Source organism: Methylobacterium sp. E-012, from assembly GCF_057836545.1.
Genome location: NZ_JBYQEY010000001.1, coordinates 5,401,877 through 5,428,196 on the forward strand (window position 1 = coordinate 5,401,877; position 26,320 = coordinate 5,428,196).

A 26,320-nucleotide genomic window follows, 5' to 3' on the forward strand; every position below is an offset into this window, starting at 1 on the left:
GAAGCGTTCGTAACGCGGGTCTCGCCGCGAACGGCGCTTGAGGCCGGCGACCCCGACGGCTTAAGACCGCCTCGGCGGTGGGTGCGGGCCCCCGCGCGATCCCAAGCTTCACCGGTGCCCCCGGAGGCCGATGTCGGGCTTCAGCTTCATCCACGCGGCGGACCTGCATCTCGGCAGCCCGCTATCGGGTCTCGCGACCCGCGACGCGGACCTCGCCCGCCGCCTCGCCGCGGCCGGACGGCAGGCCTTCGAGGATCTGGTCACCCAGGCGATCGACCGGTCGGTGGCGTTCCTGGTCGTGGCCGGCGATGTCTATGACGGCGACTGGGCCGACAACACGATCGGCCTGTTCTTCGCCCGGCAGGTGGCGCGCCTCGACCGTGCCGGCATCCCGACGATCCTGGTCCGCGGCAACCACGATGCCGAGAGCGTGATCACCCGCGCGATCACCCTGCCGCCCTCGGTCCACGTCTTCCCGGCCAACCGCGCCGGCACCCACCGCATCGAGGCGCTGCGCGTGGCGCTCCACGGCCGTAGCTTCCAGAGCCGGGCCGTCGAGGAGAACCTGTCGCTGACCTACCCGGCCGCCGTGCCCGGCTGGTTCAACCTCGGGATCCTCCACACCTCCTGCACCGGCCACGCGGCTCACGAGACCTACGCACCCTGCTCGATCGCCGACCTCGCGGCCCGGGGCTACGAGTACTGGGCGCTCGGCCACATCCACGACTACGCCGAGCTGTCCCGGGATCCCTGGATCGTGTTCCCCGGCAACCTCCAGGGCCGGAGCATCCGCGAGTGCGGCGCGAAGGGTGCCGTTCTGGTCGAGGTCGCCGACGGCCGGGTGACCGGGCTCACCCGCCTCGCCCTCGACCGCGCTCGGTTCGAGCAGGTGACGGTGGACCTCGCCGGATCATCCGATCCCCGGGCCGCGATCGAGGCGGTGGAGGCGGCCCTGCGGCCGCTCGCGGACCTGGCCGCGACGCGCCTCGTGCTGGTGCGGATCCACCTCTCCGGAACCACGAAGGCCCATGACGCGCTGGCGGCCGACCGGGACTCCGTGACCGCCGAGATCCAGGCCGCGGCCCACCGGCTGCACGAGGACCTCTGGCTGGAGCGCCTCAAGATCGAGACGCGCCGGCCCCGGGCGCCGGCCGAGCCATCCGGTGCCGCGATCGATCCGGCCGCCCTGCTGGCCGATCTCGACCGCGACCCCGAGTTCCGGTCCCGGGCCAAGGCCGCGCTCGCAGAGATCGGCGGCCGCCTGCCGTCCACGGTGGCCGCCGAGGCGGATCTGGAGGCGGAGTTCGACGCCCTCTGCGCCGAGGCCGAGGCGCTGATCCTCGGGCGCCTCACCGGCCGTCACTGCTGAGGCGATCGCCGGGCCTATGCGCCCCGGCGGCCACGCCGATCCGCCCACACGGGATGATGCCCCAGGACCCCTGATGCGCCTGATCCACCTCGCCCTGGAGCGCTACGGAGCCTTCACGGACCGCGTGATCGCCTTCCGGCCGGACGCGCGGCTGCACGTGGTGCTGGGCGCCAACGAGGCCGGCAAGAGCACCGCGCTGGCGGCCGTCACCGACCTGCTGTTCGGCTTCGAGAAATCCACCCGCTACGCCTTCCAGCACGACATGCCGCAGCTGCGCCTCGGCGCGGAGATCGCCGCCACCGACGGGCGCCGCCTGACCTTCCGCCGCCGGAAGGGCAACAGCCGGACCCTCATCGACGCCGCCGAGACAGCGCTCCCTGACGACGCCCTGGCCCCGTTCCTCGGCGGCATCTCGCGGGCCGTGTTCTGCCGCGCCTTCGGCCTCGACGCGTCCAGCCTCCGGGCGGGGGGGCGCGAGATGGTCGATGTCGAGGGTGAGGTCGGCGCGAGCCTGTTCGCGGCGGGTTCCGGCCTGCGCGGCCTGACGGAGCTGCACGCGGCCCTCGACGACGAGGCGGACGCGATCTTCGCCCCGCGCCAGGCCAAGCACCGGGCCTTCTACCAGGCGCTGGAGCGCCACGAGACCGCCCGCCGGACGATCCGCGAGAAGGGCCTGCGCTCCGGCGACTGGCGCGCCCTGAACGATGAGATCGCGGCGGCGGCCGGCCAGCTCGACGCCCTTCGCTCGGAACAGAAGGCCATGGCGGTCGAGCGCGCCCGGCTGGAGCGGCTCAAGCGGGTCCGGCCGATCCTGTTCGAGATCGATGCCCTGGACCAGCGAATCGCCGCTGAGGACGGCCTCATCGACGCGGATCCCGCCTGGATCGACCGCCTCGGCGCCACCCTCGACGATTGCCGCGTCGCCGAGACCGAGGCCGAGCGGGCCGGATCCGCCCTCGCCCGGGCCGGGGCCGAGGCCGAGGCGGTGTCCGTGGAGCCGGACCTGACGCTCCGGGCGGACGCGATCCTGGCTGCCTTCAGCGGCACCAGGGAATTCGAGAAGGGCGGCACCGACCTGCCGCGGATCGAGGGTGATTCCCACAAGGTCGGACTGGAACTGGACCGGCTGCGCGCCCGGATCGGCGTCGCCGACCTCGCGGCGCTGGAGGCGCGCCAGCCGACCGACGCCGCGCGGACCCGGATCGAGCAGCTGATCCGCGACCACCGGACCCTGGCGGCCGCCGAGGACCAGCTGTCCCGCGACCGCGCCGCGGCGCTGGCCGAGCGTGATCGGCTGGAGGGGGAGGTCGAGGCGGCCGGCGCCACGCGCGATCCGACCCCGTTGCGCGAGGCGCTGAAACCGCTCGCGCGCCTGCACGAACGGATCGCCGCCCACGAGACCCTCGACACCACGATCCGGCGGGAAACGGTGCTCCTGCGCAATCAGGCGGGCCGGCTCTCGCCCCCGGTCCCCGATATCGGCGTCCTGGTCGGGATGCCCCTGCCCTCCGCCGAGAGGGTGGCGGATTATCGGGCCCTCCTCGACGGCAAGATCCGCGAACGGGAGCGGGCGGCCGACCATCGCGACGCCGCGCGCCGCCAGGCCGCCGTCACCCGCGACCGGCTGCGCGAGCGCGAGGCTGGCCGGCCGATCGCCACGTGGGAGCGGGTCGAGGCCGTCCGGGCGACGCGCGACGCCGCGTTCGCGCCGCTCCGGGACGCCCTGGCGGCGGGGCAGCCCGTCGCGACCGCCCTGATCGCCGCCTACGAGCGCGCCCTCCTCGACGCCGACCGCCTCGCCGACGAGCGCGCCGGCGACGCAGCCCGGGTGGCGGCCCAGGCGGCCGATCTCGACCGCCTCGGTGCCGAGGAGGCGGCACTCGCGGCGGCGGAGGCCGACCTCGCGGAGATCGCCGCCGAGATTGCCGAGGGCGAGGCGGCCTGGCGCGAGGCGTGGCGGCCCGCCGGGATCGAGCCGGGATCCCCCGTCGCGATGGCGGCGTGGCTTGCCGAGGTCGAGAGCCTGATCGAGGCCGAGCAGCGGCTCGCCGATCAGCGGATCGGGCGGGAGCGGATCTGGGCGGGGATCGAGGCCGCCCGGGCACCGATCGCCGATCTCCGTGCCCGCGCCGGGCTGGAGCCGGAGCCCGATCTCGACCTGGCCGCGAGCCTCGACCGGATCGAGGCGCGGATCGCGACCCTGGCGAGCCGCTGGGAGGCGAGCCTTCAGACCGGCGGCTTGCTGCGCGCGGCGCGGGCCGCGGCGGAACGGCTGGAGGCGGCGCACAGGGCGGCCGAGGAGCGCCGGGCCGCCTGGCAGACCGCGTGGAATGTGGCGCTCGGACTCCTCGGCCTCGACCCGTCAGCCCGGCCCGAGGAAGCCGAGAGCGCCCTGGAGGCGTGGCGGGCGGTCCCTGACCGCCTCCTCGAACGCGCCGCCCTGGACCGCCGGGCCACCGGCATCCGGCGCGACATGGAGGCGTTCCGGGCGGGTGCGGCCGGCCTGGTCGCGGCGCTGGCCCCCGATCTCTCAGGCTCGGCTCCGGCGGCGGCGATCCGCACCCTGCAGGCCCGCCTCGTCTCCGCGCAGGCCCGGGAGGCCCGGCGCGCCGAGCTCGACCGGCGGGTCGAGGAGGCCGCGGTGGCGTGCCGGGCCGCCGCGGACCGGGAGGCGGCGGCCCGCACGGCGCTGACCCGCCTGGTCACGGCGGTGATGCCCGCGCTGGCCGAGGCGCCGATGCCGGAGATCGAGGCTCTGTACGGGCGGCTGCGGGTCCGCGAGACGCTGCGCGCCGAGATCCTGCGGCTGCGCGGCGGCCTCGCGGGTGCCGCCGACGGGCTGCCCGAGGCCGATCTGCGGGCCGGGCTCGCGGCTCTGTCGCCGGAGGTGCTCGAAGCCGAACTGGCGCGGCTCGCCCTCGAAGCCGAGGCGCTGTCCGAACGCGGCCAAGTGATCTTCGCCGACCGGGACCGGGCCGAGCGGCGCCGGGCGGAGCTGGAGGGCGGGACCGGGGCCGAGCTGGCGCTCGCCGAGCGCAAGGCCGCGGAGGCGGACCTCCAGGCGGCGGCCCGCTCCTGGGCCGTGCTGCGGCTCGCCGGGCTGATGCTCGGCCAGGCGGTGGCCCGGCACCGGGCCGGGCAGCAGGATCCCCTGGTGGCGCGCGCCGGGGCGTTGTTCCGGGCGCTCACCGGCGGCGCCTTCTCCGGGCTCGCGCAGACCTTCGACGAGGCCGACACACCGAAGCTCGCCGGACAGCGCGCCGCCGGCGGCCTGGTGGGGATCGAGGGCATGAGCGAGGGCACGCGCGACCAGCTCTACCTCGCGCTGCGCCTCGCCTATCTGGAGGATTACGCGGGCCGCGCCGAGCCGGCGCCGTTCATCGGCGACGATCTCTTCTCGACCTTCGACGAGACCCGCACCGGCCACGGCCTGGACGCGCTGGCGGAGATCGGCGCCAGCGTCCAGCCGATCCTGTTCACGCACCACCGCCACGTCGCCGACATTGCGCGCGCGCGGCTGGGGACGGCGGTGGATGTGCTGGACCTGTAGGAGGGATGGAGGGGCGCTAAGTTCAGACGTTGCTCGCCCCGGACGCGACGTATGACCATCGTCGTCCGCCGGTGAGAAGGCGGGTCACGCGTCTCGGCCGTCATCCCGCCCCGCCTATCCTCAGCCCCCCAGATACCGGGCCTCCAGATGCGCCCGGAACGCCGCCGTCCCGAGCGGCGCGCCCGTCGCCCGGATGAGCAGTTCATCCGTCCCGAGCAGGCTGCCCAGTTCGTGGACGTTGGTCCGCAGCCAGTCCCGCAGCGGCGCGAAATCGCCCTGCGCGAGGCAGTCCGGCAGCGCCGGCTCGGCCGCCCGGGCGGCCCGGAACAGCTGTGCCGCCGCCAGCGCACCCAGCGTGTAGGTCGGGAAATAGCCAAAGGCCCCGCTCGGCCAGTGGATGTCCTGAAGGCAGCCGACCCGATCGTCCGGCACGGCGAGCCCGAGAAGGTCTTGCATCCCGTCGTTGAACGCACCGGGAAGGTCGGCCACCGCGAGATCGCCCGCGATCATCGCGGTCTCCAACCGATAGCGCAGCAGGATATGGGCCGGGTAGGTCGCCTCGTCGGCATCGACCCGGATGAAGCCCGGCGCCACCCGGGTGTTCAGGGCATGCAGGTTCTCCGGCGACCATTCCGGCCCCGACCGCCCGAACGCCTCCCGCAGCAGCGGCGCCAGATAGGTGAAGAACGCCCGGCTTCGGCAGGCCTGCATCTCGACGATGAGCGACTGGCTCTCGTGCAGGCTCATGCCCCGGGCCGCGCCCACCGGCTGCTGCCGCCACGGGGCCGGGCGGCCCTGCTCGTAGAGGGCGTGGCCGGTCTCGTGCAGCACCCCCATCAGGGCGCGTCCGAAATCGGCCTCGTCGTAGCGGGTGGTGATGCGCACGTCGTCGGTGGCGCCGCCGCAGAACGGGTGCAGGCTGATGTCGAGCCGGCCGCGGGCGAAGTCGAACCCCACCGCCGCCATGAGCTCGAGGCCGAGGTCCCGCTGCACCGCCACGTCGAACGGCCCGGCGAGGAGCTGCGGCGCGGGCTGGGACGCCTGGATCTCCCGGGCGCGGGCGATCAGTGCCGGCAGCCAGGATGTCAGATCGGCGAAGAGCGGGTCGATCGTCGCCCGACGCATGCCGGGATCGTAGCTGTCGAGCAGCGCGTCGTAGGGGTCGAGCCCGAGGGCGGCGCCCTTGGCCTGGCCGATCTCCCGCTGCAGGCGCAGCACCTCGGCGAGGTACGGTTCCAGCCTGGCGAAATCGGCGTCCCGGCGCGCCTCGCGCCAGACCATCTCGGAGCGGGAGACCGCCCGCGAGCTGGCCTCCACGAGGTCCCGGGGCACCGCCGTGGCGTGCGCCTGGGCGCGGCGCATCTCGCGCAAGTTGGCGGCAGCCCAGGGCTCAAGCTCCGTGCCCCGCTCGGCGGCGTCGAGGTCCTCGGCCGCCCCGGGGGCGGTCAGCATCTCGTGGGCGAGCCCGCGCAGGACCGCCAGTTGGTCGCCCCGCGCCTCGGCGGCGCCGTCGGGCATCAGGGTCTGCGCATCCCAGCCGAGGATCCCGGCGGCCCCTTCGAGGGCGGCCAGGCGGGCGAAACGCTGTTCGAGGGTCTGATAGGCTGTCATGCGGTCTCCGGTCCGGAACGTCTTGCGCGGTCGGGGCGGTCATCCCGCCTGCAGCATCTCCAGCTCCAGCCAGCGATCCTCCGCCTGCGACAGCTCGGTCTGGGCCTGCGCCAGCATGGACGAGGCCTTGTCGAAGCGGGCGGGATCGCGGGCGTAGAGGTCGGGGTCGGCCAGGATCGTCTTGAGCTGAGCGATGGCCGCCTCGAGCTTCGCGATGCGGGCCGGCAGCGTCTTCAGCTCGTGCTGATCCTTGAAACCGAGTTTCGGCTTGCCGGCCGGTTGGGAGGTGGGCGCGGCGGCCTGGCGTTCGCGCGGCTCCTTCTTGGTCGCGACCGCGCGCGCCTCGACCCCCTGCCCGCGCTGGACCAACATGTCGCTGTAGCCGCCGGCATACTCGGCCCAGCGGCCCGCCCCCTCCGAGACCAGCACGCTGCCGGCCACCCGGTCGAGGAAGTCGCGGTCGTGGCTGACCAGGATCAGGGTGCCCTGGTAGTCGCCGAGCATCTCCTGGAGGAGGTCGAGGGTCTCGAGGTCGAGGTCGTTGGTCGGCTCGTCCAGCACCAGGAGATTGGCCGGCTGCGCCAGGGCGCGGGCGATCAGAAGCCGGTTGCGCTCGCCGCCCGAGAGCACCGAGACCGGGGTCCGGGCCTGCTCCGGGGCGAACAGGAAGTCCTTGAGATAGCCGATCACGTGGCGGCTCTGGCCGTTCACCGTGACGCTGTCGCCGCGGCCGCCGGTGAGCACGTCGGTGACGGTCATTCCGGGCTCCAGGGTCGCCCGGGCTTGGTCGAGCACCACCGGCATCAGGTTGGTGCCGAGCACGACCTGGCCGGAATCGGGGGCGAGCCGGCCCATCAGCAGGTTGATCAGCGTCGACTTGCCGGCGCCGTTGGCCCCGACGATGCCGAGCCGGTCGCCGCGCATCACCCGCAGCGACAGCCCGTCCACGATGCTCCGGGGGCCGTAGGATTTCCCGATGTCCCGGGCCTCGACCACCAGGCTGCCGGAGGATTCCGCGTCCGAGGCCTGCATGCTGACACTGCCCACCGGGCGGCGGATCTCGCGGCGGTTCTGGCGCAGCTCGTGGAGGTTGCCGAGCCGGCGGACGTTGCGCTTGCGCCGGGCGGTGACGCCGTAGCGCAGCCAATGCTCCTCGGCGACGATCTTGCGGTCGAGCTTGTGCTGGTCGCGCTCCTCCTCCTCGAAGAACGCGTCGCGCCACGCCTCGAAGTGGGAGAAGCCCTGCTCGATCCGGCGGGTTTCGCCGCGGTCCAGCCAGATCGTGGCCCGCGACAGGGCCGAGAGGAACCGCCGGTCGTGGCTGATCAGCACCATGGCGGCGCGGGTGCCCTTCAACTCGGATTCGAGCCACTCGATCGCCGGCAGGTCGAGGTGGTTCGTCGGCTCATCGAGGAGAAGCACGTCGGGCTCGGGTGCGAGCGCCTGCGCCAGCGCGGTACGCCGCCCCTCCCCGCCCGAGAGCTTGGTCGGATCCTCCGTGCCGGTGAGGCCTAAGCTCTCCAGCAGGTAGCGGGCCCGGTGGGTCGATTCCCCCGGCGGCAGGCCGGCCTCGACGAAGTCCATCGTGGTTGCGAAGCCCGAAAAATCCGGCTCCTGGGCGAGGTAGCGGATCGTCGTGCCGGGCTGGACGAACCGACGTCCCTTGTCGGGATCGACCAGCCCCGCGGCGATCTTCATGAGCGTCGACTTGCCGGACCCGTTGCGCCCGACGAGGCAGGTCCGCTCGCCCGGCGCGATGGTGAGGTCGGCGCGGGTGATCAGCGGGGTGCCGCCGAAGGTGAGCGCGATATCCTGGAGGGTGAGAAGCGGGGGAGCGGCCATGGGCGGGCTTATGGCAGCGCAAGGCGGCCCATTCAAACGCCGCGCCCGCGGTTCGGTCGATCGGCGGTCAGGCGACCGGATTGGCCGGCCCGGTGGGCGGGCTGATCTCGGGTGCGCCCGGATCGTTGACCGGGATTTCCTGGGGCTGGATGCCCGGCGATTCCGACGGGGTCTGGCCGGGGATCTCCGGGCCGGGCGGCTGCGTCGGCGCCTGCGGGGGCTCGAAGGGCCGGTCCGGGCCGGGGCCCGGCTGCTGCGGCACTTCGGGGATCTGCCCCGGGTCGGCGAGGGTGGATTGGGACACCGTGATCCTCCGGAAGGCCGACGGTGCGACACTGCACCGGTCGGGCTGAAACGGGGGGCCGGCGCTCCGGTTCCGGACGGCTATTTCTTGGTGAGCAGGAGGTTGCCCTCCTTGCTCGCCACCTTCTGGATCTTCTCGGCGAACAGGGCGAGCAGGAACGGCAGCTTCACCTCCAGCCGCACGCTCTCGGGGCCGACATCGATCGTCCCGGCCACCTTCTGGGCCATGGCCGAGACGCCGAAATCCAGCCGATCGCCCGTCCAAGCGAGCTGGTCGACCGCGACGCCGCTCTTGGCCAGAAAGGCCCGCGCCTGATCGGTGCCGGTCTCCAGGCGCCGCTTGGCCTCGTCGCGGCCGAGGTCATGCGGGATGTCGACGATGAGGGGCTTGGGCATGGGCGGCTGATCCCGGCTGAATTCGGCAGCAGATGGGGCCTGCCGCCGCCGGAGACAACGCCCCCGGGCGGGCCGCCGGCCGCTCATGCGGCGCGGCCCCCCGGGGCGCCGGCTGTCAGTTCAGGACCTGCAGGGACACGTAGCTCGTGCCGCCCATGCCGAGCGCGCGGGCTGAACCGCGCGACAGGTCGATGATGCGGCCGCGCACGAACGGTCCTCGATCGTTGATGCGCACGACGACCGAGCGTCCGGTCCGCCGGTTCTCGACCCGGACCCGCGTGCCGAACGGCAGGCTGCGATGGGCTGCGGTCAGTCCGTTGGGGTTGAAACGCTCGCCGCTCGCGGTGCGATGACCGCTGCCATACCAAGAGGCCGCTCCGCTCTGCGCGGCGGCGGGAAGGCTTGTTCCGAGGGTGGTGGACAGCAGACCGAGGGCGACAACGAACTTTCCGAAACCAAACGTCATTCTCAAGGCAGTCCCTTTGTTTTTTCGGGGACGGCGCCAGTCATGGCCGAAACCGGCCGGAATAAGGCGGGACTTCACGGCCTGTCGCGGTCACATTTTGGCCGGCTTCATCGCGGTCTTTCTAATTACATGGGCAATCGTTGCGGATTATTTCCGGCTGAATGCCGAAATACATCGATCAGGGTCGAGCCATGTATTGCTCAAGTCATGCCGCGCCCCGCGGAGAAGGATCACAAATAGGCAAATTCTCTCAAGGTCTGCGTCGGGCGTGACCCTGGATCCCGCTGAGCTGGCGCCGGCGCGGGCGGGAGACGGTCATGGCCCCCGCGCAAAGGTCCATGCACGGCAGGCTTCAGGTTTTGAATGAGATCGGATCGATCGGGCTGCGGTAGCCCCGGTCCGACCGGTGCGGGACGCGTTCCGCGGAGATCGGACCCAGCTCGGCAAAAATTGCAGCCCCAGAACGGGACGCGCTCCGGAAAAATCCGACAACGCGACCTTTACCCTGTTCGGGTCATGGTCTGCCGGTCAGTCGCGTAACCGGTGTTTGCCATGGCTTCCCCGCGTACCGTGGCTGCCGATGCCGTCGCCCGGAAACATGTCTCGCGTGCCGGGCGGCCCGCGTCGGCGCCACGGATGGGTCTCGTACCCGCCCAGCGTCCCCTGCCCCTCGACCAAGTGCTGGTCGGGGATTGCATCACGGCCATGAACAGCCTGCCCGCGTCGAGCGTCGACTGCGTGTTCGCCGACCCGCCCTACAACCTGCAGCTCGGCGACGCCGGATTGCTGCGTCCCGACCAGAGCCGCGTCGACGCCGTCGACGACGACTGGGACAAGTTCGCCACCTTCGAGGCCTACGACACCTTCACCCGGGACTGGCTTTCGGCCTGCCGTCGCGTGATGAAGCCGAACGCAACCCTCTGGGTGATCGGGTCCTACCACAACATCTTCCGGGTCGGGAGCGCGTTGCAGGATCTCGGTTACTGGATCCTCAACGACATCGTCTGGCGCAAGGCCAACCCGATGCCGAACTTCCGCGGCAAGCGCTTCACCAATGCCCACGAGACCCTGATCTGGGCCTCGCGCTCGGCGGATTCGAAGGGCTACACCTTCCATTACGAGGCGCTGAAGGGGGGCAACGAAGACCTCCAGATGCGCTCGGACTGGTTCATCCCGCTCTGCACCGGCGAGGAACGGCTGAAGGATGGGGACGGCCGGAAGGTCCACCCGACCCAGAAGCCCGAGGCGCTGCTCGCCCGCACCCTGATGGCGGCGACCAATCCCGGCGACGTGGTGCTCGACCCGTTCTTCGGCACCGGCACCACCGGCGCCGTCGCCAAGCGGCTGGGCCGCCGCTTCATCGGCATCGAGCGCGAGGCGACCTACGCCGAGGCCGCACGCGCCCGGATCGCCTCCGTCGAGACCCTGTCGAAGGCGGCCCTCCTGGTGGCGCCGACCAAGCGCGCCGAGCCGCGGGTGCCGTTCCTGTCGGTGATCGAGGCGGGGCATATCCGCCCCGGCGAGACTGTCACCGACGAGCGCCGCCGTTTCCGCGCCACGGTGCGGCCGGACGGGCAGCTCGACAACGGCCTCGTCATCGGCTCGATCCACAAGATCGGCGCCCTGGTTCAGGGGCTGCCGGCCTGCAACGGCTGGACCTTCTGGCACGTGGAGCGCAGCGGCAAACCGGTGGTGATCGACACTTATCGGGCCGGGCTGCGGCAGGCCATGGCCAACGGCTGAGCCGTCGCAGTCCAGAGCCGCGGGCTCGGGGGCACACCCGGGCCCGCATGGACGCCTCCGGGAGCGGGATCGTCGACGCCCGTCCGCGCACGCGCCGCGGGCGACGGTGATCATCCGGGTCCGCCCTGGTTCCGCTCGACTGCAGCTTCTCTATAGCCCGTGAATCCCGAGATCTGCGCGCCTGCGCATCGGGCCCGACGCCGTCACGATCGGACGCGCTCGCCTTGACGGCCGGGTCGCCCGGGTCGTAGCAGCCGGGCATCATCGGGACGGGACGGGTACATGACCGGCAAGCGCGCGCTGATCACGGGTGTCACGGGCCAGGACGGCGCGTATCTGGCGCAGCTGCTCCTGCAGAAGGGCTACGCGGTCACCGGGATCGTACGCCGCTCCAGCCATGCCGGCGTGTTCGACCACCGGCTGAAATGGCTGGGCATCCTCGACGATGTCGAGCTGGTCGACGGCAACCTGCTCGACCAGTCGGCGCTGCTGCGCATCGTCCAGACCGCCAAGCCCGACGAGATCTACAACCTCGCCGCGCAGTCGTTCGTCACCTCCTCCTGGCAACAGCCGCTGCTCACCGGCCAGGTCACCGGCCTGGGCGCGGTGCACATGCTCGAATGCCTGCGCTCGGTCGCCCCGCAGGCGCGCTACTACCAGGCCTCGACCTCGGAGATGTTCGGCCTGATCCAGGAGGCCCAGCAGAGCGAGACGACGCCGTTCTACCCGCGCTCGCCCTACGGCGTGGCCAAGCTCTACGCGCACTGGATGACGATCAACTACCGCGAGAGTTTTGGGCTGCACGCCTCGAACGGGATCCTGTTCAACCACGAGAGCCCGCTGCGGGGCGTCGAGTTCGTGACCCGCAAGGTCACGGACGCGGTGGCGCGGATCAAGCTGGGCCGGCAGAAGGAGCTGCGGCTCGGCAACATCGACGCCAAGCGCGACTGGGGCCACGCCCGGGACTACGTGCAGGCGATGTGGCTGATGCTGCAGCAGGAGAAGCCGGACGATTACGTGATCGCCACCGGCCGCACGACGACGGTGCGGGACATGTGCGTGATCGCGTTCAAGCATGTCGGGCTGAACATCGACGACCACCTGGTGATCGACCCGGCCTTCTTCCGTCCGGCGGAGGTCGAGGTGCTGCTGGGCGACCCGGCCAAGGCGAAGGCGACCTTCGGCTGGGCGGCGCAGACCAGCCTCGAGGATCTCATCACCGAGATGGTCGACGCCGACATCAAGCGCCTCAGCGCCAACGCCTGATCGCGCCCCCGCCGGCGGCGTCCTGCCGGTCCATATCGCGCGCATGTCCCATCGGAGACGCGCCCCGTGAAGACCTATCAGCTCTACATCGACGGTCAGCACGTCGACCCGGTCGAGGGCGCGTGGTTCGAGTCGACCGATCCCTATCGCGGTGAGGCCTGGGCCCGGATCCCGCGGGCGTCCCGGGCCGATGTCGACCGGGCCGTCGCCGCGGCCAAGCGCGCCATGTGGGACGGCCCCTGGGCGACCATGACCGCCTCGGCCCGGGGCAAGGTGCTGCGCCGGATCGGCGACCTCGTGGAGCGCGACGCGAAGGCCCTCGCCGAGGTCGAGGTCCGCGACAACGGCAAGCTGTTCGCCGAGATGTACGGCCAGACCCGCTACCAGCCGGAATGGTGGTGGTACTATGCCGGCCTCGCCGACAAGGTCGAGGGCGCGCAGATCCCGATCGACAAGCCGGAGACCTTCGCGTTCACCCGGCACGAACCGGTGGGCGTGGTCGGCGCCCTGACGGCCTGGAACTCGCCGCTCCTGTTCGTCGCCTGGAAATGCGCCCCGGCGCTGGCGGCGGGCTGCGCCGTCGTGGTGAAGCCCTCCGAATTCGCCTCCGCGAGCACGCTCGAATTCGCGCGCCTGACCAAGGAAGCCGGGCTCCCCGACGGGATGTTCAACGTCGTGACCGGCTTCGGCGGCGAGGCCGGCAGCGCCATCGTCGAGCACCCGGACGTCGCCAAGATCACCTTCACGGGTTCCGACGTGACCGGTGCGAAGGTCTACGAGGCGGCCGCCCGCCAGATCAAGCGCGTGTCCCTGGAGCTCGGCGGCAAGTCGCCCAACATCGTCTTCGCCGATGCCGACCTGAAGTCCGCCGCCGCGGGGGCGATCTCGGGCATCTTCGCCGCCACCGGCCAGACCTGCATCGCCGGATCGCGGCTGCTCGTGCAGAACAGCATCCGCGAGGCGTTCGTCGAGCGGCTGATCGCGCTGGCCCGCACGGCGAAGCTCGGCGACCCGATGCAGGCCGACACCCATATCGGCCCGATCACCACGCCGCCCCAGTATGCCAAGGTGCTCGACTACATCGCGCTCGCCAAGAGCGAGGGCGCGCGCTGCGTGTTCGGCGGAAACCCGGCCTCCGGGCCCGGGGTGATCGGCGGCCAGTTCGTCGAGCCGACGATCTTCACCGGCGTCACCAACGACATGCGGATCGCCCAGGAGGAGGTGTTCGGCCCGGTCCTGTCGATCATCGGCTTCGAGGACGAGGCGGAGGCGCTGCGGCTCGGCAACGACGTCATCTACGGGCTCGCCGCCGGCGTCTGGACCCAGGATATCGGCCGGGCCATGCGCATGTCGACGGGGCTGCGGGCCGGTACGGTCTGGGTGAACACCTATCGGGCCGTCAGCTACATGATGCCCTTCGGCGGCATGAAACGCTCGGGCATCGGCCGCGAGAGCGGCGTCGAGTCGATCCGCGAGTTCCTGGAGACCAAGAGCGTCTGGATCTCCACGAGCCGCGATGCGCCGGAGAACCCGTTCGTCATGCGCTGAGGCGCGTGGCCGCGTCGCGACCCGGAGACCCATCGCCGGCCCCGAGATTTGCGCTGGATCAAGGCCGCGATCTGCACGGTGCCCAGACTGCCTCCTCCGGGCCCGGATCGGGCCCCGAGGAGGTCGCCATGACCTACGCCAACATCCTGGTCTCCGTCGACTTCGCCGAGGGCGCGCCGGATCGCGTGCGCGTCGCCGCCGGTCTGGCTCACCGCTTCGACGCGCTGCTGACGGGGGTCGCCGCGGCCGATGCGCCGGTGCCGCTCTTCGCCCACGATGTCCGCGATGCGCAGGCTCAGTACGAGCGCGCCAGGGGCGAGATTCAGCGCGAGCTGGAACGGGCTCAGGGGTTGTTCGCCCGCTCCGCCGGGGAAGCGCCCCGTACGGCGTGGCGCGGGGGTGTCGACAGCCCGCTCGCCTACCTCGTCGAACAGGCGCGGGCCGCGGATCTACTGGTGCTCGGCAGGTCCGACCCGACCGATCTCGACCCCGGCCCCCTGGGCGTCCTGCCGGGGCCTGTCCTGATGGAGGCGGCCCGACCGGTCCTGGTGGTACCGCCCGACGTGGCCGACCTTCCGGCGCGCCGCATCGTCGTGGCCTGGAAGGATACGTCCGAAGCCCGCCGCGCCGTCTCGGGGGCGCTCCCCTTCATCCGGTCCGCCGAACAGGTCTTCGTCGCCTCGGTGGGCGACAGCGCCCGCTCGGAGGGCGCGCAGGACGTCACCGCACATCTGGCGCGCCACGGCGCCCCGGCGACCACCCACCTGCTGAGCGCTGCCGCGAGCGACGGTGCCGAGATCCTTCGGTTCGCCCGCCAGCAGGAGGCCGATCTCATCGTCATGGGCGCCTACGGCCATTCCCGACTGCGCGAGTGGGCCTTCGGCGGCGCGACGCGGGACGTCCTGAACACCGCGCCCATATGCTGCCTGATGGCGCACTGAAAGCCGGGCTCGGCCGGCGGTGAGCCGCGCGAGCCGACCCGGATCGACGCGCGGCCAGCACCCGGAACGATCAGGATCGCCTCGTGGCGCTGGAGACCGGGATGATCGGCGACGGTCTGGCGGCCCACCGATCGTTTCACCGTCACCGACCGCAATCCGGGCCGCGCAGGAAGGCCGCGACGGTCTCCTCGGCGCTGCGGCGGCCCGGGATTCCAATCCGATCCGCCGCCACACTTGCTCCCTTCGCCGGCGCGGGCGTGAGACGTGCTCGGACGAGACGGCATCGCGCCGGTCGGAGCCGCGATGGATCGGCGGTCAGCCGGCAATCGGCAGCCGGCGTCAGGTCCTCCGCGGCGCCGTGCCCGCTCTCGACCCTCAGCCCCGCGGCGCGGATCCCCCGAGAGCCTCCGCGAGCTTCCCGATCCGTTCGGCCGCGCGGCCGATCCCCGCCGCGGCCCGCTCCGCATCGGTCGCCCTCCCCCGCTCGGCGGCCTCGGCGGCGATGCGCAACGCGGCCGCTTCCGTCTCCAACGCGGCGAGCCGCCCGCGCAGCTCCGCCAGTTCGTCCGCGATCGTCAGCGCCGCCATCACCTGCAGCCGCATGTCGCCGATGGCGCCGAAATCCTTGCGCATTGCGCCGATGCGCCCGTCGAGCGTCTCGGCGAGCCCGGTGAGATGGGCTTCCTCGCCTTCCCCGCAGGCCATGCGGTAGGTGCGACCGTCGATGGTCACGTTGATCTGCGGCACGGGCGGCTCCGATCGGCGTTCCGGATGGCGCGGACGCCGGTTCAGGATCGCCCGAGGACATCCTGGACGGTCTCGATCGCCCGGTCGAGGCGGTGCCCGACCGCGCCGGTCGTGGCGGTGACCTGCGCGAGCCGGGCGCTCGCCGCGTCGAGGGCGGCGGCGAGGCGGGCCCGATCCTCGTCCATCAGGGCGAGTTCGGCATCCCGGTCGTCCGGCTGGGCGGCGTTCGCCAGCCGGTGCTGAACGACGGCATCCATGCGGTTCACGGCTGCTTCCAGCCGGCCGAGCGCCTCGTCGATCACGCTGATTTCGGTCCCGTCGGCCATGGTCTTTCGTCCGTTCCGACCCGAAGCTTTCCGTCGAATGCCGCCGGAATTCCAGCGCAAAGTAACGTCCGAGCCCGGGATCCCCCGGCCCGGCCAGTCGAGCCCGAAGAACCCTGTTTATTCGTCGGTGGATCGAAGGTCTTTGTCACGGCCGCGCGTTTGACAGGTCGGGGTGCCATGTTAGACAGCCGCGCGCTCCCGAAAAGGACCGCGCGAGACATGCCGGATCGTCGGTCCGAGACAGTCCCGAGGCACCGTGCGCTCCGACGATCGCGGGCGGCGAAGCCCGGCCTCTCCCGGCCCGGTTCATCGCCGGTTCAAACCCGCACGCCCAGATCCGCCCGGCTGGGACGGCACGGAGGCGGGGAACCGAGATCCCCCGCGGGCCGCGCCCATGGTTTGTGAGGCGCGGTGGGAGCCGCATCAGGTGAAGGAGTGACGCCGTGACGAAGGTTGCCATCAACGGGTTCGGACGCATCGGCCGCAACGTCCTGCGGGCAATCGCGGAAGCCGGCCGCACGGACATCGAGGTCGTGGCGATCAACGATCTCGGCCCGGTGGAGACCAACGCCCACCTGCTCCGCTTCGATTCCGTCCATGGCCGGTTCCCGGGCGAGGTCGCGGTCGACGGCGAGTTCCTGGTGGTCAACGGCAAGCGGATCAAGGTGACGGCGGTGCGCAACCCGGCCGAGCTGCCGCACCGGGATCTGGGCGTCGACATCGCGCTGGAATGCACCGGCATCTTCACCTCGAAGGACAAGGCCAAGGCCCACCTCGACGCCGGCGCCAAGCGCGTCCTCGTCTCCGCCCCCGCCGACGGCGCCGACCTGACGGTGGTCTACGGCGTCAACCACGACAAGCTCACGGCCGAGCATCTCGTCGTGTCGAACGCCTCCTGCACCACCAACTGCCTGGCGCCCGTCGCCCAGGTTCTGGACGCGGCGGTGGGCATCGAGCGTGGCTTCATGACCACGATCCACTCCTACACCAACGACCAGCCGTCGCTGGACCAGATGCACAAGGATCTCTATCGGGGCCGTGCCGCCGCGCTCTCGATGATCCCGACCTCGACCGGCGCCGCCAAGGCCGTGGGCCTCGTGCTGCCGGAGCTGAAGGGCAAGCTCGACGGGACGGCGATCCGCGTGCCGACCCCGAACGTCTCGGCGGTGGACCTCGTGTTCATGGCCAAGCGCGCGACCTCGGTCCAGGAGATCAACGACGCGATCAAGGCCGCCGCTGCAGGCCCGCTCAAGGGCGTGCTCGGCGTCACCGACCGGCCGAACGTCTCGATCGACTTCAACCACGATCCGCATTCGTCGACCTTCCACCTCGACCAGACCAAGGTCATGGACGGCACCTTCGTGCGCATCCTGTCGTGGTACGACAACGAGTGGGGCTTCTCGAACCGCATGGCAGACACCGCCGTGGCGATGGCCAAACTCCTCTGAGGCGGCTTGCGGGCAGCCGTCGTCCCGTGACAGGACGGCGGCCGCCCGCCCGATCGGGCGGTCTCACCTCGAACCGGGGACTCTCCAGGGATGACCGACGCTTCGCAGGGTCCGTCGAGCGGGCCGAATGCTGTGCCGCCTGCCCCGAGGCCGGCGCCGCCGCCCGCCGTAGCCGCCACGCCCGCACCGTCGCAGGCGCTTCCGGCCAACCAGCTCTTCGACCAGCTCGCCCGGATCGAGGACAAATGCTCCCGGATCGAAGACAAGTACGCCCGCTCCGAGGCGCTCCTGTCGCGTGTCGAGGATAAGGTCGAGAACGCCTCCAGCCGGATGAACGAGGCCGCGCGGCAATCCGACCTGGCGGCCCTGCGCACGGAGATGCGGGGGCTCGCCGAGCGGACCCGGCGCCTGCCGGGGACCGGTGCGCTGGTCCTCACCGCGGTGATCACCGCGATTTTGACCGTCGCGCTGATGATCGCCGTGCAGCGGCTGAACCTCGACCGCCTGCTGCAGCAGCGCGCCCAGATCGGGACGACCGTCCAGTAACCCCATCCACCGAAACAGGACCGCATGAGCGCCTTCCGCACCCTCGACGATGCCGGCTCCCTGAGGGGCAAGCGGGTCCTGATGCGCGTCGACCTGAACGTGCCCATGGAGAACGGGCGCGTCACCGACGCAACCCGGATCGAGCGCGTGGCTCCGACGATCCGCGAAGTCGCCGAACAGGGCGCCAAGGTGATCCTGCTCGCCCATTTCGGCCGGCCGAAGGGCAGGCGCGAGCCGAAGGATTCCCTGGAGCCGGTTGTGCCGGCGCTCGGCGCGGCCCTCGGGCGGAAGGTCGCGTTCGCGTCCGACTGCATCGGCGAGGCGGCCGCGAAGGCGGTGGCGGCCCTGCAGGACGGCGACGTGCTGCTCCTGGAGAACACCCGCTACCATGCCGGCGAGGAGAAGAACGATCCGGCCTTCGCGGATGCGCTGGCGGCGAACGGCGACGTCTACGTCAACGAGGCTTTCTCGGCGGCGCATCGCGCGCACGCCTCGACCGAGGGGCTGGCGCACCGCCTCCCGGCCTATGCCGGCCGCGAGATGCAGGCCGAGCTCGAAGCCCTGACCAAGGGCCTGGAATCGCCGCAGCGGCCGGTGATCGCGCTGGTCGGCGGCGCCAAGGTGTCGTCCAAGATTGATCTTCTGGAAAACCTCGTCGCCAAGGTCGACATGCTGGTGATCGGCGGCGGCATGGCCAACACCTTCCTGCATGCGCAGGGTAAGGCCGTGGGCAAGTCCCTGTGCGAGAAGGACCTCGCCGAGACCGCCCATCGCATCCTGGCGGCGGCGGACAAGGCCGGCTGCCGGATCATCCTGCCGGTGGATGCCGTCGCGGCCACCGAATTCAAGGCCCAAGCCCCGCACGAGACCGTCCCGGTGGATGCGGTGCCGGAGTCCAGCATGATCCTCGATGCCGGCCCGCGCTCGGTCGCGGAGATCGACGCCGCCATCGACGAGGCCAAGACCCTGGTCTGGAACGGTCCGCTCGGGGCCTTCGAACTCGCGCCCTTCGACGCCGCCACGGTGGCCGCCGCCCGGCATGCCGCGGCACGCACGAAGGCCGGGCAACTGGTCTCGGTGGCCGGCGGCGGCGACACGGTCGCGGCGCTCAACCATGCGGGCGTGGCCGGCGACTTCACCTACGTGTCGACGGCGGGCGGGGCTTTCCTCGAATGGCTGGAGGGCAAGGCGCTCCCCGGAGTCGAGGCGCTTCGGGTGACGGGCTGAGCGCGGCGGCGTTGCTCTCCTACTCCGCGGCGCCCGCCATATCTATGATAGCGCCCGTGGCCAGCGTGGGGGCGAGTCGATGCGTGACACCGTCGAAAGCGCGACGTCCGAGATCCTGACGGGCATCCAGGCGAGCCTCGCCCAGGTGCTGGTCCGTTCCGACAGGCTCGAGACGCGGATGGGGAATTGCGAGACGCGCAGGGAGGGCTTGGAGGCAGGCCTGCGCAACCACCGGCGCAACGCAGCTGGCATGCCCCTGATGAGGCGTGCCACGGTCGGCGATTTCGCCGCGCGGGTCAGCGAGGTCGAGGAGCGCGTCGCGACTCTCGAGAACCGCGCCAGCTGAGGGGTGGCGCGGACCGAACACGCCGTTCGCGGCATCCGTCAGCATTCAGAAGCGAAGCTCTCGGATGCGCGATACGATAAGAGCGCCCTGAGATCTTGAAGTCGCCGTCGGCGATCGAGCACACCACCAAACGGCAAACGGGAAGACAGTCACGATGGCACGCATCACCCTCCGGCAGCTCCTCGATCACGCCGCTGAGTACGAGTACGGCGTGCCGGCCTTCAACCTGAACAACATGGAGCAGGGTCTCGCCATCATGGCGGCGGCCGATGCCACGGATTCCCCCGTGATCCTCCAGGCCAGCCGCGGCGCCCGCGCCTATGCCAACGACGTGGTGCTGGCCAAGCTGATCGACGGCCTCGTCGAGATCTACCCGCACATCCCGGTCTGCATGCATCTCGACCACGGGAACAACGAAGCCACCTGCGCCACCGCGATCCAGTACGGCTTCACCTCGGTGATGATGGACGGATCCCTGAAGGCCGACGGCAAGACCCCGGCCGACTACACTTACAACGTCGAGATCACCCGCAACGTCACCAAGATGGCCCATTGGGCCGGCGTCTCGGTGGAGGGCGAGTTGGGCGTACTCGGCTCCCTGGAGAGCGGCCAGGGCGAGGCCGAGGACGGTCACGGCGCCGAGGGCACGCTCAGCCACGACCAGCTCCTGACCGATCCGGACGAGGCGGTGAAGTTCGTCGAGGCGACCCAGGTCGACGCGCTGGCGGTGGCGATGGGCACGAGCCACGGCGCCTACAAGTTCACCCGCCAGCCCGATGGCGACGTGCTGGCGATGAACGTGATCGAGGAGATCCACCGCCGCCTGCCGACCACACACCTCGTGATGCACGGCTCGTCCTCGGTCCCGCAGGACCTTCAGGACATCATCAACCAGCACGGCGGCCAGATGAAGCCGACCTGGGGCGTGCCGGTCGAGGAGATCCAGCGCGGCATCAAGCACGGCGTGCGCAAGATCAATATCGACACCGACAACCGCATGGCGATGACCGGCCAGATCCGGAAGGTGCTCACCGAGAACCCGTCCGAGTTCGATCCGCGCAAGTATTTGAAGCCCGCCATGGAGGCGATGACGAAGCTGTGCAAACAGCGCTTCGAGGAATTCGGCACCGCCGGCCAAGGCGCGAAGATCCGGCCGATCTCGGTCGCCGAGATGGCCAAGCGTTATGCCAGCGGCGCCCTGGATCCGAAGATCGGCGCCCGCTGAGAGCGCTCAGATCCTCGCCATGAGCAATCTTTCGCGTCTCGCCCTCCTCGGGCCACACGGCCTCGACGCCGACGGCATGGACGAATTCGTGTCGGCCCTCAAGGCGGCCTGCGGGGCCGGCGACGTCGCCGCCGTGATCCTGCGGCTCGCCTCCGGCGACGAGCGCGGGCTGATCGCCCGCGTCAAGCAAGTCGCGCCGGTGGCGCAGGAAAACGGGGCCGCCCTGGTGGTGGCCTGTCCGGGCTTCACCGGCGATCTCGCCGCGGTGGCGATCCGCGGGGGCGCCGACGGCATCCACGTCGACAAGCCCCGGGACCTCAAGGCTCTGCGGGATCGGCTGCGCGACGGGCGGATCCTGGGCGCTGGGGGCCTCGAGACCAAGCACGGCGCCATGGAGGCCGGCGAGGCGGGTGTCGATTACCTGATGTTCGGCGGGCTCTATCCGGACGGCGTCGCGCCAGACCCGGAAACGGTACTGGCGCGCGTGTCCTGGTGGGCGGAGATCTTCGAGACACCCTGCATCGCCGTCGCGGCGAACGCCGACGCGATCGGTCCGCTATCGGCCACGGGGGCGGAGTTCGTCGGGCTCGAGAGCGGGCTCTGGCTGCAAGACGCCACTTTCGTCGGCCGCGCGCGGCAGGCACTCCAGCAGGCGCCCGCGCAATGAGGCGGGTGACAGGTCCAGCGATGGCCCTCGCCGTCGCGCTGGCGGCGCTGCCGGCCTGGGCAGCCGCGGGGCCGACCGACCCATCGAAGAGCGCCACGCCGCTGCCCGGATCGTCCGGCGCCACGCCCGGCCATAAGGCGATGCCGGAGCTGCCAAGCCCGTACACGCCGAATTACACACGGGGTGCCGTACCGCCGGCCAATGGCCAGCCGCCGGATTTTGCCTACGGGGCGTATCAGCGTGGGCAATATGTGACCGCCTTCCGGGAGGCGACCAAGCGCATCGAGGCGAATCCCAAGGATGCCGCCGCGATGACGCTCCTCGGCGAGCTGTACAACCAGGGCCTCGGCGTGAAGCAGGATCCGGTCAAGGCGGCCGAGTGGTACAAGGTCGCCGCGGCCCAGAACGACGCCGCCGCCATGTCGTCCCTCGGTCTGATGGCCCTCGACGGGCGCGGCATGCCCAAGGACATCAAGGCGGGCCGCCACTGGCTGGAACAGGCCACCGCCCAGGGCTCGCCCACAGCGGCGTACAATCTCGGCCTGATCCTGATCGGCACGGGGTCCGCGGCCGACGAGGCCGCCGCGGTCGCGCAGTTTCGCAAGGCCGCCGATGCCGAGATCGGGCCGGCTCAGCACGATCTCGGCGTGCTCTACCTGCAGGGGCGCGGCGTGCCGAAGGATCCCAGCAAAGCGGCGGCCTGGTTCCGGCGCGGCGCCGACAACGGCGATCTCGCCAGCGAGATCGAGTACGCCATCCTGCTGTTCAACGGCACCGGCGTGACCAAGGACGAGCGCTCGGCCGCCCGCTACTTCCTGCACGCGGCCTCGCGGGGGAACGCGATCGCGCAGAATCGTATCGCGCGGCTCTACGCGGTCGGGCGCGGCGTTGCGAAGAACACCGTGGAGGCGGCGGCCTGGAACCTCGCCGCGGCGGGCCAGGGGCTGTCCGACGCGTGGCTCGACCAAACGCTGTCCGGTCTCTCCGCCGAGGAGCGCAACCGCGCCGAGCGTCTGGCCAACGAGCGCGTCGAGCAGCGCTGAGCGTCTACAATCCGGCCTTCGACCAATCGACACCGGTCTCGAGCTCCGGCAGCAGGACCACGCTTTCCTGTTCGTTGGGATCGGTCCGGGCGATCACTGCCGTGACCGGCTCGGTCTGGCTGCGATTGTAGGGCAGGTGCGGGACGTCGGCGGCGATGTAGACGAACTCGCCGGCGCCCGCGATCGCGTGATGCTCCAGGTGCTCGCCCCAGAAGCAGCCCGACACGCCGGACAGGACATGGATCGCCGTCTCGTGCGATTCGTGTTTGTGCGCGTGGGCGCGCTCGCCGGGCGGGATCTCCAGAAGCTGCATGTGCAGCGCCCTTGCGCCGACCGCTTCGGCCGAGATGGCCGGCCGATAGAGGTGTCCCTGCTTGCCGCGGAACGGCGCACTCTCGCGCACCACGCGCAAGCCGGCCTGCGGTTTGTCCGAATCGGCACTCATGGACTCTTCCCCACCTGAAAGGCGGAATCGACCGGGATCTGCATGCCGGTGACCAGCGCGTTGGTCTGATTCGCCATGCCGACCACCGCCAGGAACTCGCCGTGCTGCGCGGAGGTCAAGCCCTTCGCCCGCGCCGCGGCGGTGTGGGAGTGGATGCAGTAGGGGCAGCCATTGGCGATCGAGACCGCGATATAGACCAGTTCCTTGGTCAGCGGATCGAGCGTCCCGGGGCCCATGACGGCCTTGAGACTGGTCCAAGTCCGCTCCAGCAGGGCGGGATCGTGGGCCAATCCACGCCAGAAGTTGTTGATGAAGTCAGATCCACGGGTCGCCCGGATGTCGGCGAAGATCGCGCGCACCCGCGGATCCGCCTCGGCTTCGGCATCGCTCACCAGCGTCACGGTCGCCATGGCCTTCGCCTCCGTCAGAGCTTGCAGGCGCCTTCGAGGGCGCGGTTCTCGGCATCCGAGAACAGGCGCGAGCGGATATGGAAGCGCTTTTCGCGCCCGTTCTCCAGCGAGAACATGCCGCCGCGGCCGGGCACGACGTCGAGCATCAGATGCGTGTGCTTCCAGACCGCGAACTGCGACCGGCTGATGTAGAAATCCGCCCCGCCGACCTGGCCGAGATGGACATCGCCGTCGCCGACGAGGAAGTCGCCGACCGGGTAGCACATCGGCGAGGAGCCATCGCAGCAGCCGCCGGATTGATGGAACATCACCGGCCCGTATTCCGAGCGGAGCTCCTCGATGAGGCCCAGCGCCTTCGGGGTCGCGGTGACACGCAGCGGCGTGCCGTCGGCGCCGACCTGCTCCGCGGTCGTGGCTTCGATCCTGGCATCAAGGCTCATGGTGTCCTCCCCGGTCTCACCGTTGATATGCGTGCGCGGCCCGGGATTTCCATATTCGCCCGGGACCGACGGCCAAGCTGGTGCCGGATCCGCCTCCGCCGCGTTGCTCGCCGAGGATGCGCCCTTTCCGGGCGAAACGGAGAGCCTGACCGGCTGATCGACACGATGACGCAACGAACTGCCGCCACTTGTCTGGCCCTCGTCCTCGCCGCGCTTGTGGCGGGCCCGGCCGGTGCCGATCCGCTGACGCTGCGCGTCCAGCCGCGCACCCAGCCGCTGTTCCTCCAGCACGCGTGGCGCGTCGCCGGAAACCCGAACGTCACCCCCGACAATTCGATGGGTGTCGTCGGCTGGGACGGGCCGCCCGACGACGTGCCGAGCGTGAGCGCCGATGCCGGCCCCATGCCGCCCGGCTCCATCGCCAATGCGCCCGTCGAGGGCTTCGGGTACGGCGTCGATTGATCCCCCGCCTCGCCCTGCTGTTCGCCCTGCTGGCCGGCGCCCCCGTCCTGGCGCGCGAGGATGTCAACGCGCCGGCGCGGGAGGCCGAACTGCAGACCTGCCTGACGCACATCGACTGGATCGCGCCCCCCGACGCCGCGATCGCGGATCGGGCGACCTTTTGCGGCTGCTATGCCGACGGGGCGGTGAAGGAGCGCCTCTGGGAACTCGAGAAGGCCGAGGCCAATGCCGGCGAGGACGTCCGGCAGCCGGTGGCGGACCGCACCATCCGACTGCACGACCAGAAATCGGCCGCCATCGCCGCCGCCTGCCTCAGGCGGTGAACCCGGTACGGCTCGATAAAAAGCCCCGGCCGCGAGGCCGGGGCTAAGGTGTCTCGGGGGGTAACCCGGGCAGAAGCTCAGAAGAACCCGAGCTTCTTGGCCGAGTAGCTGACCAGCATGTTCTTGGTCTGCTGGTAGTGATCGAGCATCATCTTGTGCGTCTCGCGGCCGATGCCGGACTGCTTGTAGCCGCCGAAGGCCGCGTGGGCCGGATAGGCGTGGTAGCAGTTCGTCCAGACGCGGCCCGCCTGGATCGCACGGCCGAAGCGGTAGGCCCGGGTCCCGTCACGGGTCCAGATCCCGGCGCCGAGGCCGTACAGCGTGTCGTTGGCGATCGAGAGCGCGTCGGCATCGTCCTTGAAGGTCGTGACCGAGAGGACCGGCCCGAAGATCTCCTCCTGGAAGATGCGCATCTTGTTGTGGCCGCGGAACACCGTCGGCTTCACGTAGAAGCCCTCGGCGAACTCGCCGTCCTTGACGTTGCGCTCGCCGCCGGTGAGCAGCTGCGCGCCCTCCTGCTTGCCGATGTCGATGTAGGAGAGGATCTTCTCCATCTGCTCGCCCGAGGCCTGGGCGCCGATCATCGTGGCGGGATCGAGCGGCGAGCCCTGCGTGATCGCCTCGACGCGCTTGACCGCCCGCTCCATGAAGCGGTCGTAGATCGATTCGTGGACCAGCGCCCGGCTCGGACAGGTGCAGACCTCGCCCTGGTTGAGGGCGAACATGGTGAAGCCTTCGAGCGCCTTGTCGAAGAAGTCGTCGTCCTCGTTGGCGACATCCGCGAAGAAGATGTTCGGCGACTTGCCGCCGAGCTCCAGCGTCACCGGGATCAGGTTCTGCGACGCGTATTGCATGATGAGGCGGCCGGTGGTCGTCTCACCCGTGAACGCGATCTTGGCGATGCGCGGGCTCGAGGCGAGCGGCTTGCCCGCTTCCAGGCCGAAGCCGTTGACCACGTTCAGGACGCCCGGCGGCAGCAGGTCGCCGATGATCTCCATCAGCACCAGGATCGAGGCCGGGGTCTGCTCGGCGGGCTTGAGCACCACGCAATTGCCGGCGGCGAGCGCCGGGGCGAGCTTCCACACCGCCATCAGGATCGGGAAGTTCCACGGGATGATCTGGCCGACGACGCCCAACGGCTCGTGGAAGTGGTAGGCGACCGTGTCGTGGTCGATCTCGGAGATCGAGCCCTCCTGCGCCCGCACGCAGCCGGCGAAGTAACGGAAATGGTCGATGGCCAGCGGGATGTCGGCGTTGATCGTCTCACGGATCGGCTTGCCGTTGTCCCAGGTCTCGGCGAGCGCAAGCAGATCGAGGTTCTCCTCCATCCGGTCGGCCATCTTGTTGAGGATCCGGGCGCGCTCGGCCGGCGCGGTGCGGCCCCAGGCCTCCTTGGCGGCGTGGGCGGCGTCCAGCGCCTTGTCGACGTCCTGAGCGTCCGAGCGGGCGACCTCACAGATCACCTTGCCGGTGATCGGCGAGGTGTTCTCGAAATAGCGCCCGGCCGCGGGGGCGACCCACTGGCCGCCGATGAAGTTCTCGTAACGGGCCGAGAACGGCGACCTGATCTTGGCGTCGCCGAGGAATTCCGGCTTGTTCATCGCTCTGTTCCTCCATTGGCCCCGGCCTC

Annotated in this window: 26 protein-coding genes; 15 read left to right on the forward strand and 11 right to left on the reverse strand. The window is 70.8% G+C overall.

Annotated features, from left to right (window positions below; genetic code table 11):
• Positions 1-130: 130 nt before the first annotated feature.
• The gene (locus AC3IF1_RS25865) at positions 131-1,369 is read left to right on the forward strand and encodes a metallophosphoesterase family protein (RefSeq protein ID WP_489219918.1); all 1,239 of its coding nucleotides are present in this window, start codon (positions 131-133) and stop codon (positions 1,367-1,369) included.
• A 73-nt stretch (positions 1,370-1,442) separates the two neighbouring features.
• Positions 1,443-4,919, forward strand: a complete 3,477-nt coding sequence (locus AC3IF1_RS25870; protein WP_489219919.1) for an AAA family ATPase — start codon at positions 1,443-1,445, stop codon at positions 4,917-4,919.
• A 120-nt stretch (positions 4,920-5,039) separates the two neighbouring features.
• Here the strand turns inward: AC3IF1_RS25870 and AC3IF1_RS25875 are convergent, their stop codons facing one another.
• The 5 genes from AC3IF1_RS25875 to AC3IF1_RS25895 all read right to left on the reverse strand — a co-directional run bounded on the left by AC3IF1_RS25875 (position 5,040) and on the right by AC3IF1_RS25895 (position 9,537).
• Positions 5,040-6,530, reverse strand: coding sequence for a carboxypeptidase M32 (locus AC3IF1_RS25875; protein WP_489219920.1), 1,491 nt, complete (start codon positions 6,528-6,530; stop codon positions 5,040-5,042).
• Between the two features lie 39 nt (positions 6,531-6,569).
• Complete coding sequence (locus AC3IF1_RS25880) at positions 6,570-8,372, reverse strand: ATP-binding cassette domain-containing protein (RefSeq protein ID WP_489219921.1); 1,803 nt, start codon at positions 8,370-8,372, stop codon at positions 6,570-6,572.
• Positions 8,373-8,439: 67 nt separating this feature from the next.
• Positions 8,440-8,676: a hypothetical protein gene (locus tag AC3IF1_RS25885; protein WP_243964648.1), complete on the reverse strand. Its 237-nt coding sequence runs from the start codon at positions 8,674-8,676 to the stop codon at positions 8,440-8,442.
• A gap of 80 nt (positions 8,677-8,756) precedes the next feature.
• Positions 8,757-9,071: a polyhydroxyalkanoic acid system family protein gene (locus AC3IF1_RS25890; protein ID WP_243964647.1), complete on the reverse strand. Its 315-nt coding sequence runs from the start codon at positions 9,069-9,071 to the stop codon at positions 8,757-8,759.
• 115 nt (positions 9,072-9,186) lie between these two features.
• Positions 9,187-9,537, reverse strand: coding sequence for a septal ring lytic transglycosylase RlpA family protein (locus AC3IF1_RS25895; protein WP_243964674.1), 351 nt, complete (start codon positions 9,535-9,537; stop codon positions 9,187-9,189).
• A 552-nt stretch (positions 9,538-10,089) separates the two neighbouring features.
• Between AC3IF1_RS25895 and AC3IF1_RS25900 the strand changes: the two genes are divergently transcribed.
• From AC3IF1_RS25900 to AC3IF1_RS25915, 4 genes are all read left to right on the forward strand, one after another.
• A complete protein-coding gene (locus AC3IF1_RS25900) occupies positions 10,090-11,280 on the forward strand; it encodes a site-specific DNA-methyltransferase (RefSeq protein WP_489219922.1) in 1,191 nt (396 codons plus the stop codon).
• Positions 11,281-11,562: 282 nt separating this feature from the next.
• Positions 11,563-12,546: a GDP-mannose 4,6-dehydratase gene (gmd, locus tag AC3IF1_RS25905; protein WP_489219923.1), complete on the forward strand. Its 984-nt coding sequence runs from the start codon at positions 11,563-11,565 to the stop codon at positions 12,544-12,546.
• 66 nt (positions 12,547-12,612) lie between these two features.
• On the forward strand, positions 12,613-14,094 hold the full coding sequence (locus AC3IF1_RS25910) for an aldehyde dehydrogenase (protein ID WP_489219924.1): 1,482 nt from the start codon (positions 12,613-12,615) through the stop codon (positions 14,092-14,094).
• A 128-nt stretch (positions 14,095-14,222) separates the two neighbouring features.
• On the forward strand, positions 14,223-15,035 hold the full coding sequence (locus AC3IF1_RS25915; protein WP_489219925.1) for a universal stress protein: 813 nt from the start codon (positions 14,223-14,225) through the stop codon (positions 15,033-15,035).
• A gap of 375 nt (positions 15,036-15,410) precedes the next feature.
• Here AC3IF1_RS25915 and AC3IF1_RS25920 read toward each other — a convergent pair whose 3' ends face one another.
• Together AC3IF1_RS25920 and AC3IF1_RS25925 are read right to left on the reverse strand one after the other, a co-directional pair.
• A complete protein-coding gene (locus AC3IF1_RS25920) occupies positions 15,411-15,782 on the reverse strand; it encodes a cell division protein ZapA (RefSeq protein WP_243965963.1) in 372 nt (123 codons plus the stop codon).
• A 41-nt stretch (positions 15,783-15,823) separates the two neighbouring features.
• Complete coding sequence (locus tag AC3IF1_RS25925; protein ID WP_489219926.1) at positions 15,824-16,108, reverse strand: DUF4164 family protein; 285 nt, start codon at positions 16,106-16,108, stop codon at positions 15,824-15,826.
• A gap of 443 nt (positions 16,109-16,551) precedes the next feature.
• Here AC3IF1_RS25925 and gap point away from each other — a divergent pair, with 443 nt between their 5' ends.
• The 7 genes from gap to AC3IF1_RS25960 all read left to right on the forward strand — a co-directional run bounded on the left by gap (position 16,552) and on the right by AC3IF1_RS25960 (position 22,610).
• Complete coding sequence (gap, locus tag AC3IF1_RS25930) at positions 16,552-17,556, forward strand: type I glyceraldehyde-3-phosphate dehydrogenase (RefSeq protein ID WP_489219927.1); 1,005 nt, start codon at positions 16,552-16,554, stop codon at positions 17,554-17,556.
• Positions 17,557-17,646: 90 nt separating this feature from the next.
• Positions 17,647-18,102, forward strand: a complete 456-nt coding sequence (locus AC3IF1_RS25935) for a hypothetical protein (RefSeq protein ID WP_243965952.1) — start codon at positions 17,647-17,649, stop codon at positions 18,100-18,102.
• 24 nt (positions 18,103-18,126) lie between these two features.
• Entirely contained in the window at positions 18,127-19,329 is a 1,203-nt protein-coding gene (locus AC3IF1_RS25940) for a phosphoglycerate kinase (protein WP_489219928.1), read from the forward strand.
• Positions 19,330-19,408: 79 nt separating this feature from the next.
• On the forward strand, positions 19,409-19,675 hold the full coding sequence (locus AC3IF1_RS25945; protein WP_489219929.1) for a hypothetical protein: 267 nt from the start codon (positions 19,409-19,411) through the stop codon (positions 19,673-19,675).
• Positions 19,676-19,829: 154 nt separating this feature from the next.
• Positions 19,830-20,900, forward strand: coding sequence for a class II fructose-bisphosphate aldolase (gene fba, locus AC3IF1_RS25950; RefSeq protein WP_489219930.1), 1,071 nt, complete (start codon positions 19,830-19,832; stop codon positions 20,898-20,900).
• Positions 20,901-20,919: 19 nt separating this feature from the next.
• The gene (locus AC3IF1_RS25955) at positions 20,920-21,567 is read left to right on the forward strand and encodes a thiamine phosphate synthase (RefSeq protein WP_489219931.1); all 648 of its coding nucleotides are present in this window, start codon (positions 20,920-20,922) and stop codon (positions 21,565-21,567) included.
• A gap of 20 nt (positions 21,568-21,587) precedes the next feature.
• Positions 21,588-22,610, forward strand: coding sequence for a tetratricopeptide repeat protein (locus AC3IF1_RS25960; RefSeq protein ID WP_489219932.1), 1,023 nt, complete (start codon positions 21,588-21,590; stop codon positions 22,608-22,610).
• A 4-nt stretch (positions 22,611-22,614) separates the two neighbouring features.
• Here the strand turns inward: AC3IF1_RS25960 and AC3IF1_RS25965 are convergent, their stop codons facing one another.
• The 3 genes from AC3IF1_RS25965 to AC3IF1_RS25975 are packed head-to-tail and all read right to left on the reverse strand — an operon-like array spanning position 22,615 to position 23,905.
• Entirely contained in the window at positions 22,615-23,055 is a 441-nt protein-coding gene (locus AC3IF1_RS25965; RefSeq protein WP_489219933.1) for a cupin domain-containing protein, read from the reverse strand.
• Positions 23,052-23,465 carry a carboxymuconolactone decarboxylase family protein gene (locus tag AC3IF1_RS25970; RefSeq protein ID WP_243965936.1) on the reverse strand — a complete coding sequence of 138 codons (414 nt, stop codon included), beginning with the start codon at positions 23,463-23,465 and terminating at the stop codon, positions 23,052-23,054. The genes AC3IF1_RS25965 and AC3IF1_RS25970 overlap by 4 nt, the downstream gene beginning before the upstream one ends.
• Before the next feature lie 14 nt (positions 23,466-23,479).
• Positions 23,480-23,905, reverse strand: coding sequence for a DUF779 domain-containing protein (locus AC3IF1_RS25975; protein WP_243965933.1), 426 nt, complete (start codon positions 23,903-23,905; stop codon positions 23,480-23,482).
• 165 nt (positions 23,906-24,070) lie between these two features.
• On the opposite strand from AC3IF1_RS25975, the gene AC3IF1_RS25980 reads away from it, so the two are divergent.
• Together AC3IF1_RS25980 and AC3IF1_RS25985 are read left to right on the forward strand one after the other, a co-directional pair.
• On the forward strand, positions 24,071-24,367 hold the full coding sequence (locus AC3IF1_RS25980) for a hypothetical protein (protein ID WP_489219934.1): 297 nt from the start codon (positions 24,071-24,073) through the stop codon (positions 24,365-24,367).
• The gene (locus AC3IF1_RS25985) at positions 24,364-24,690 is read left to right on the forward strand and encodes a hypothetical protein (RefSeq protein ID WP_489219935.1); all 327 of its coding nucleotides are present in this window, start codon (positions 24,364-24,366) and stop codon (positions 24,688-24,690) included. Before AC3IF1_RS25980 ends, AC3IF1_RS25985 begins: the two co-directional genes overlap by 4 nt.
• Positions 24,691-24,767: 77 nt before the next feature.
• On the opposite strand, the gene adh is transcribed toward AC3IF1_RS25985, so the two are convergent.
• Positions 24,768-26,291, reverse strand: a complete 1,524-nt coding sequence (adh, locus tag AC3IF1_RS25990; protein WP_489219936.1) for an aldehyde dehydrogenase — start codon at positions 26,289-26,291, stop codon at positions 24,768-24,770.
• Positions 26,292-26,320 lie beyond the last annotated feature (29 nt).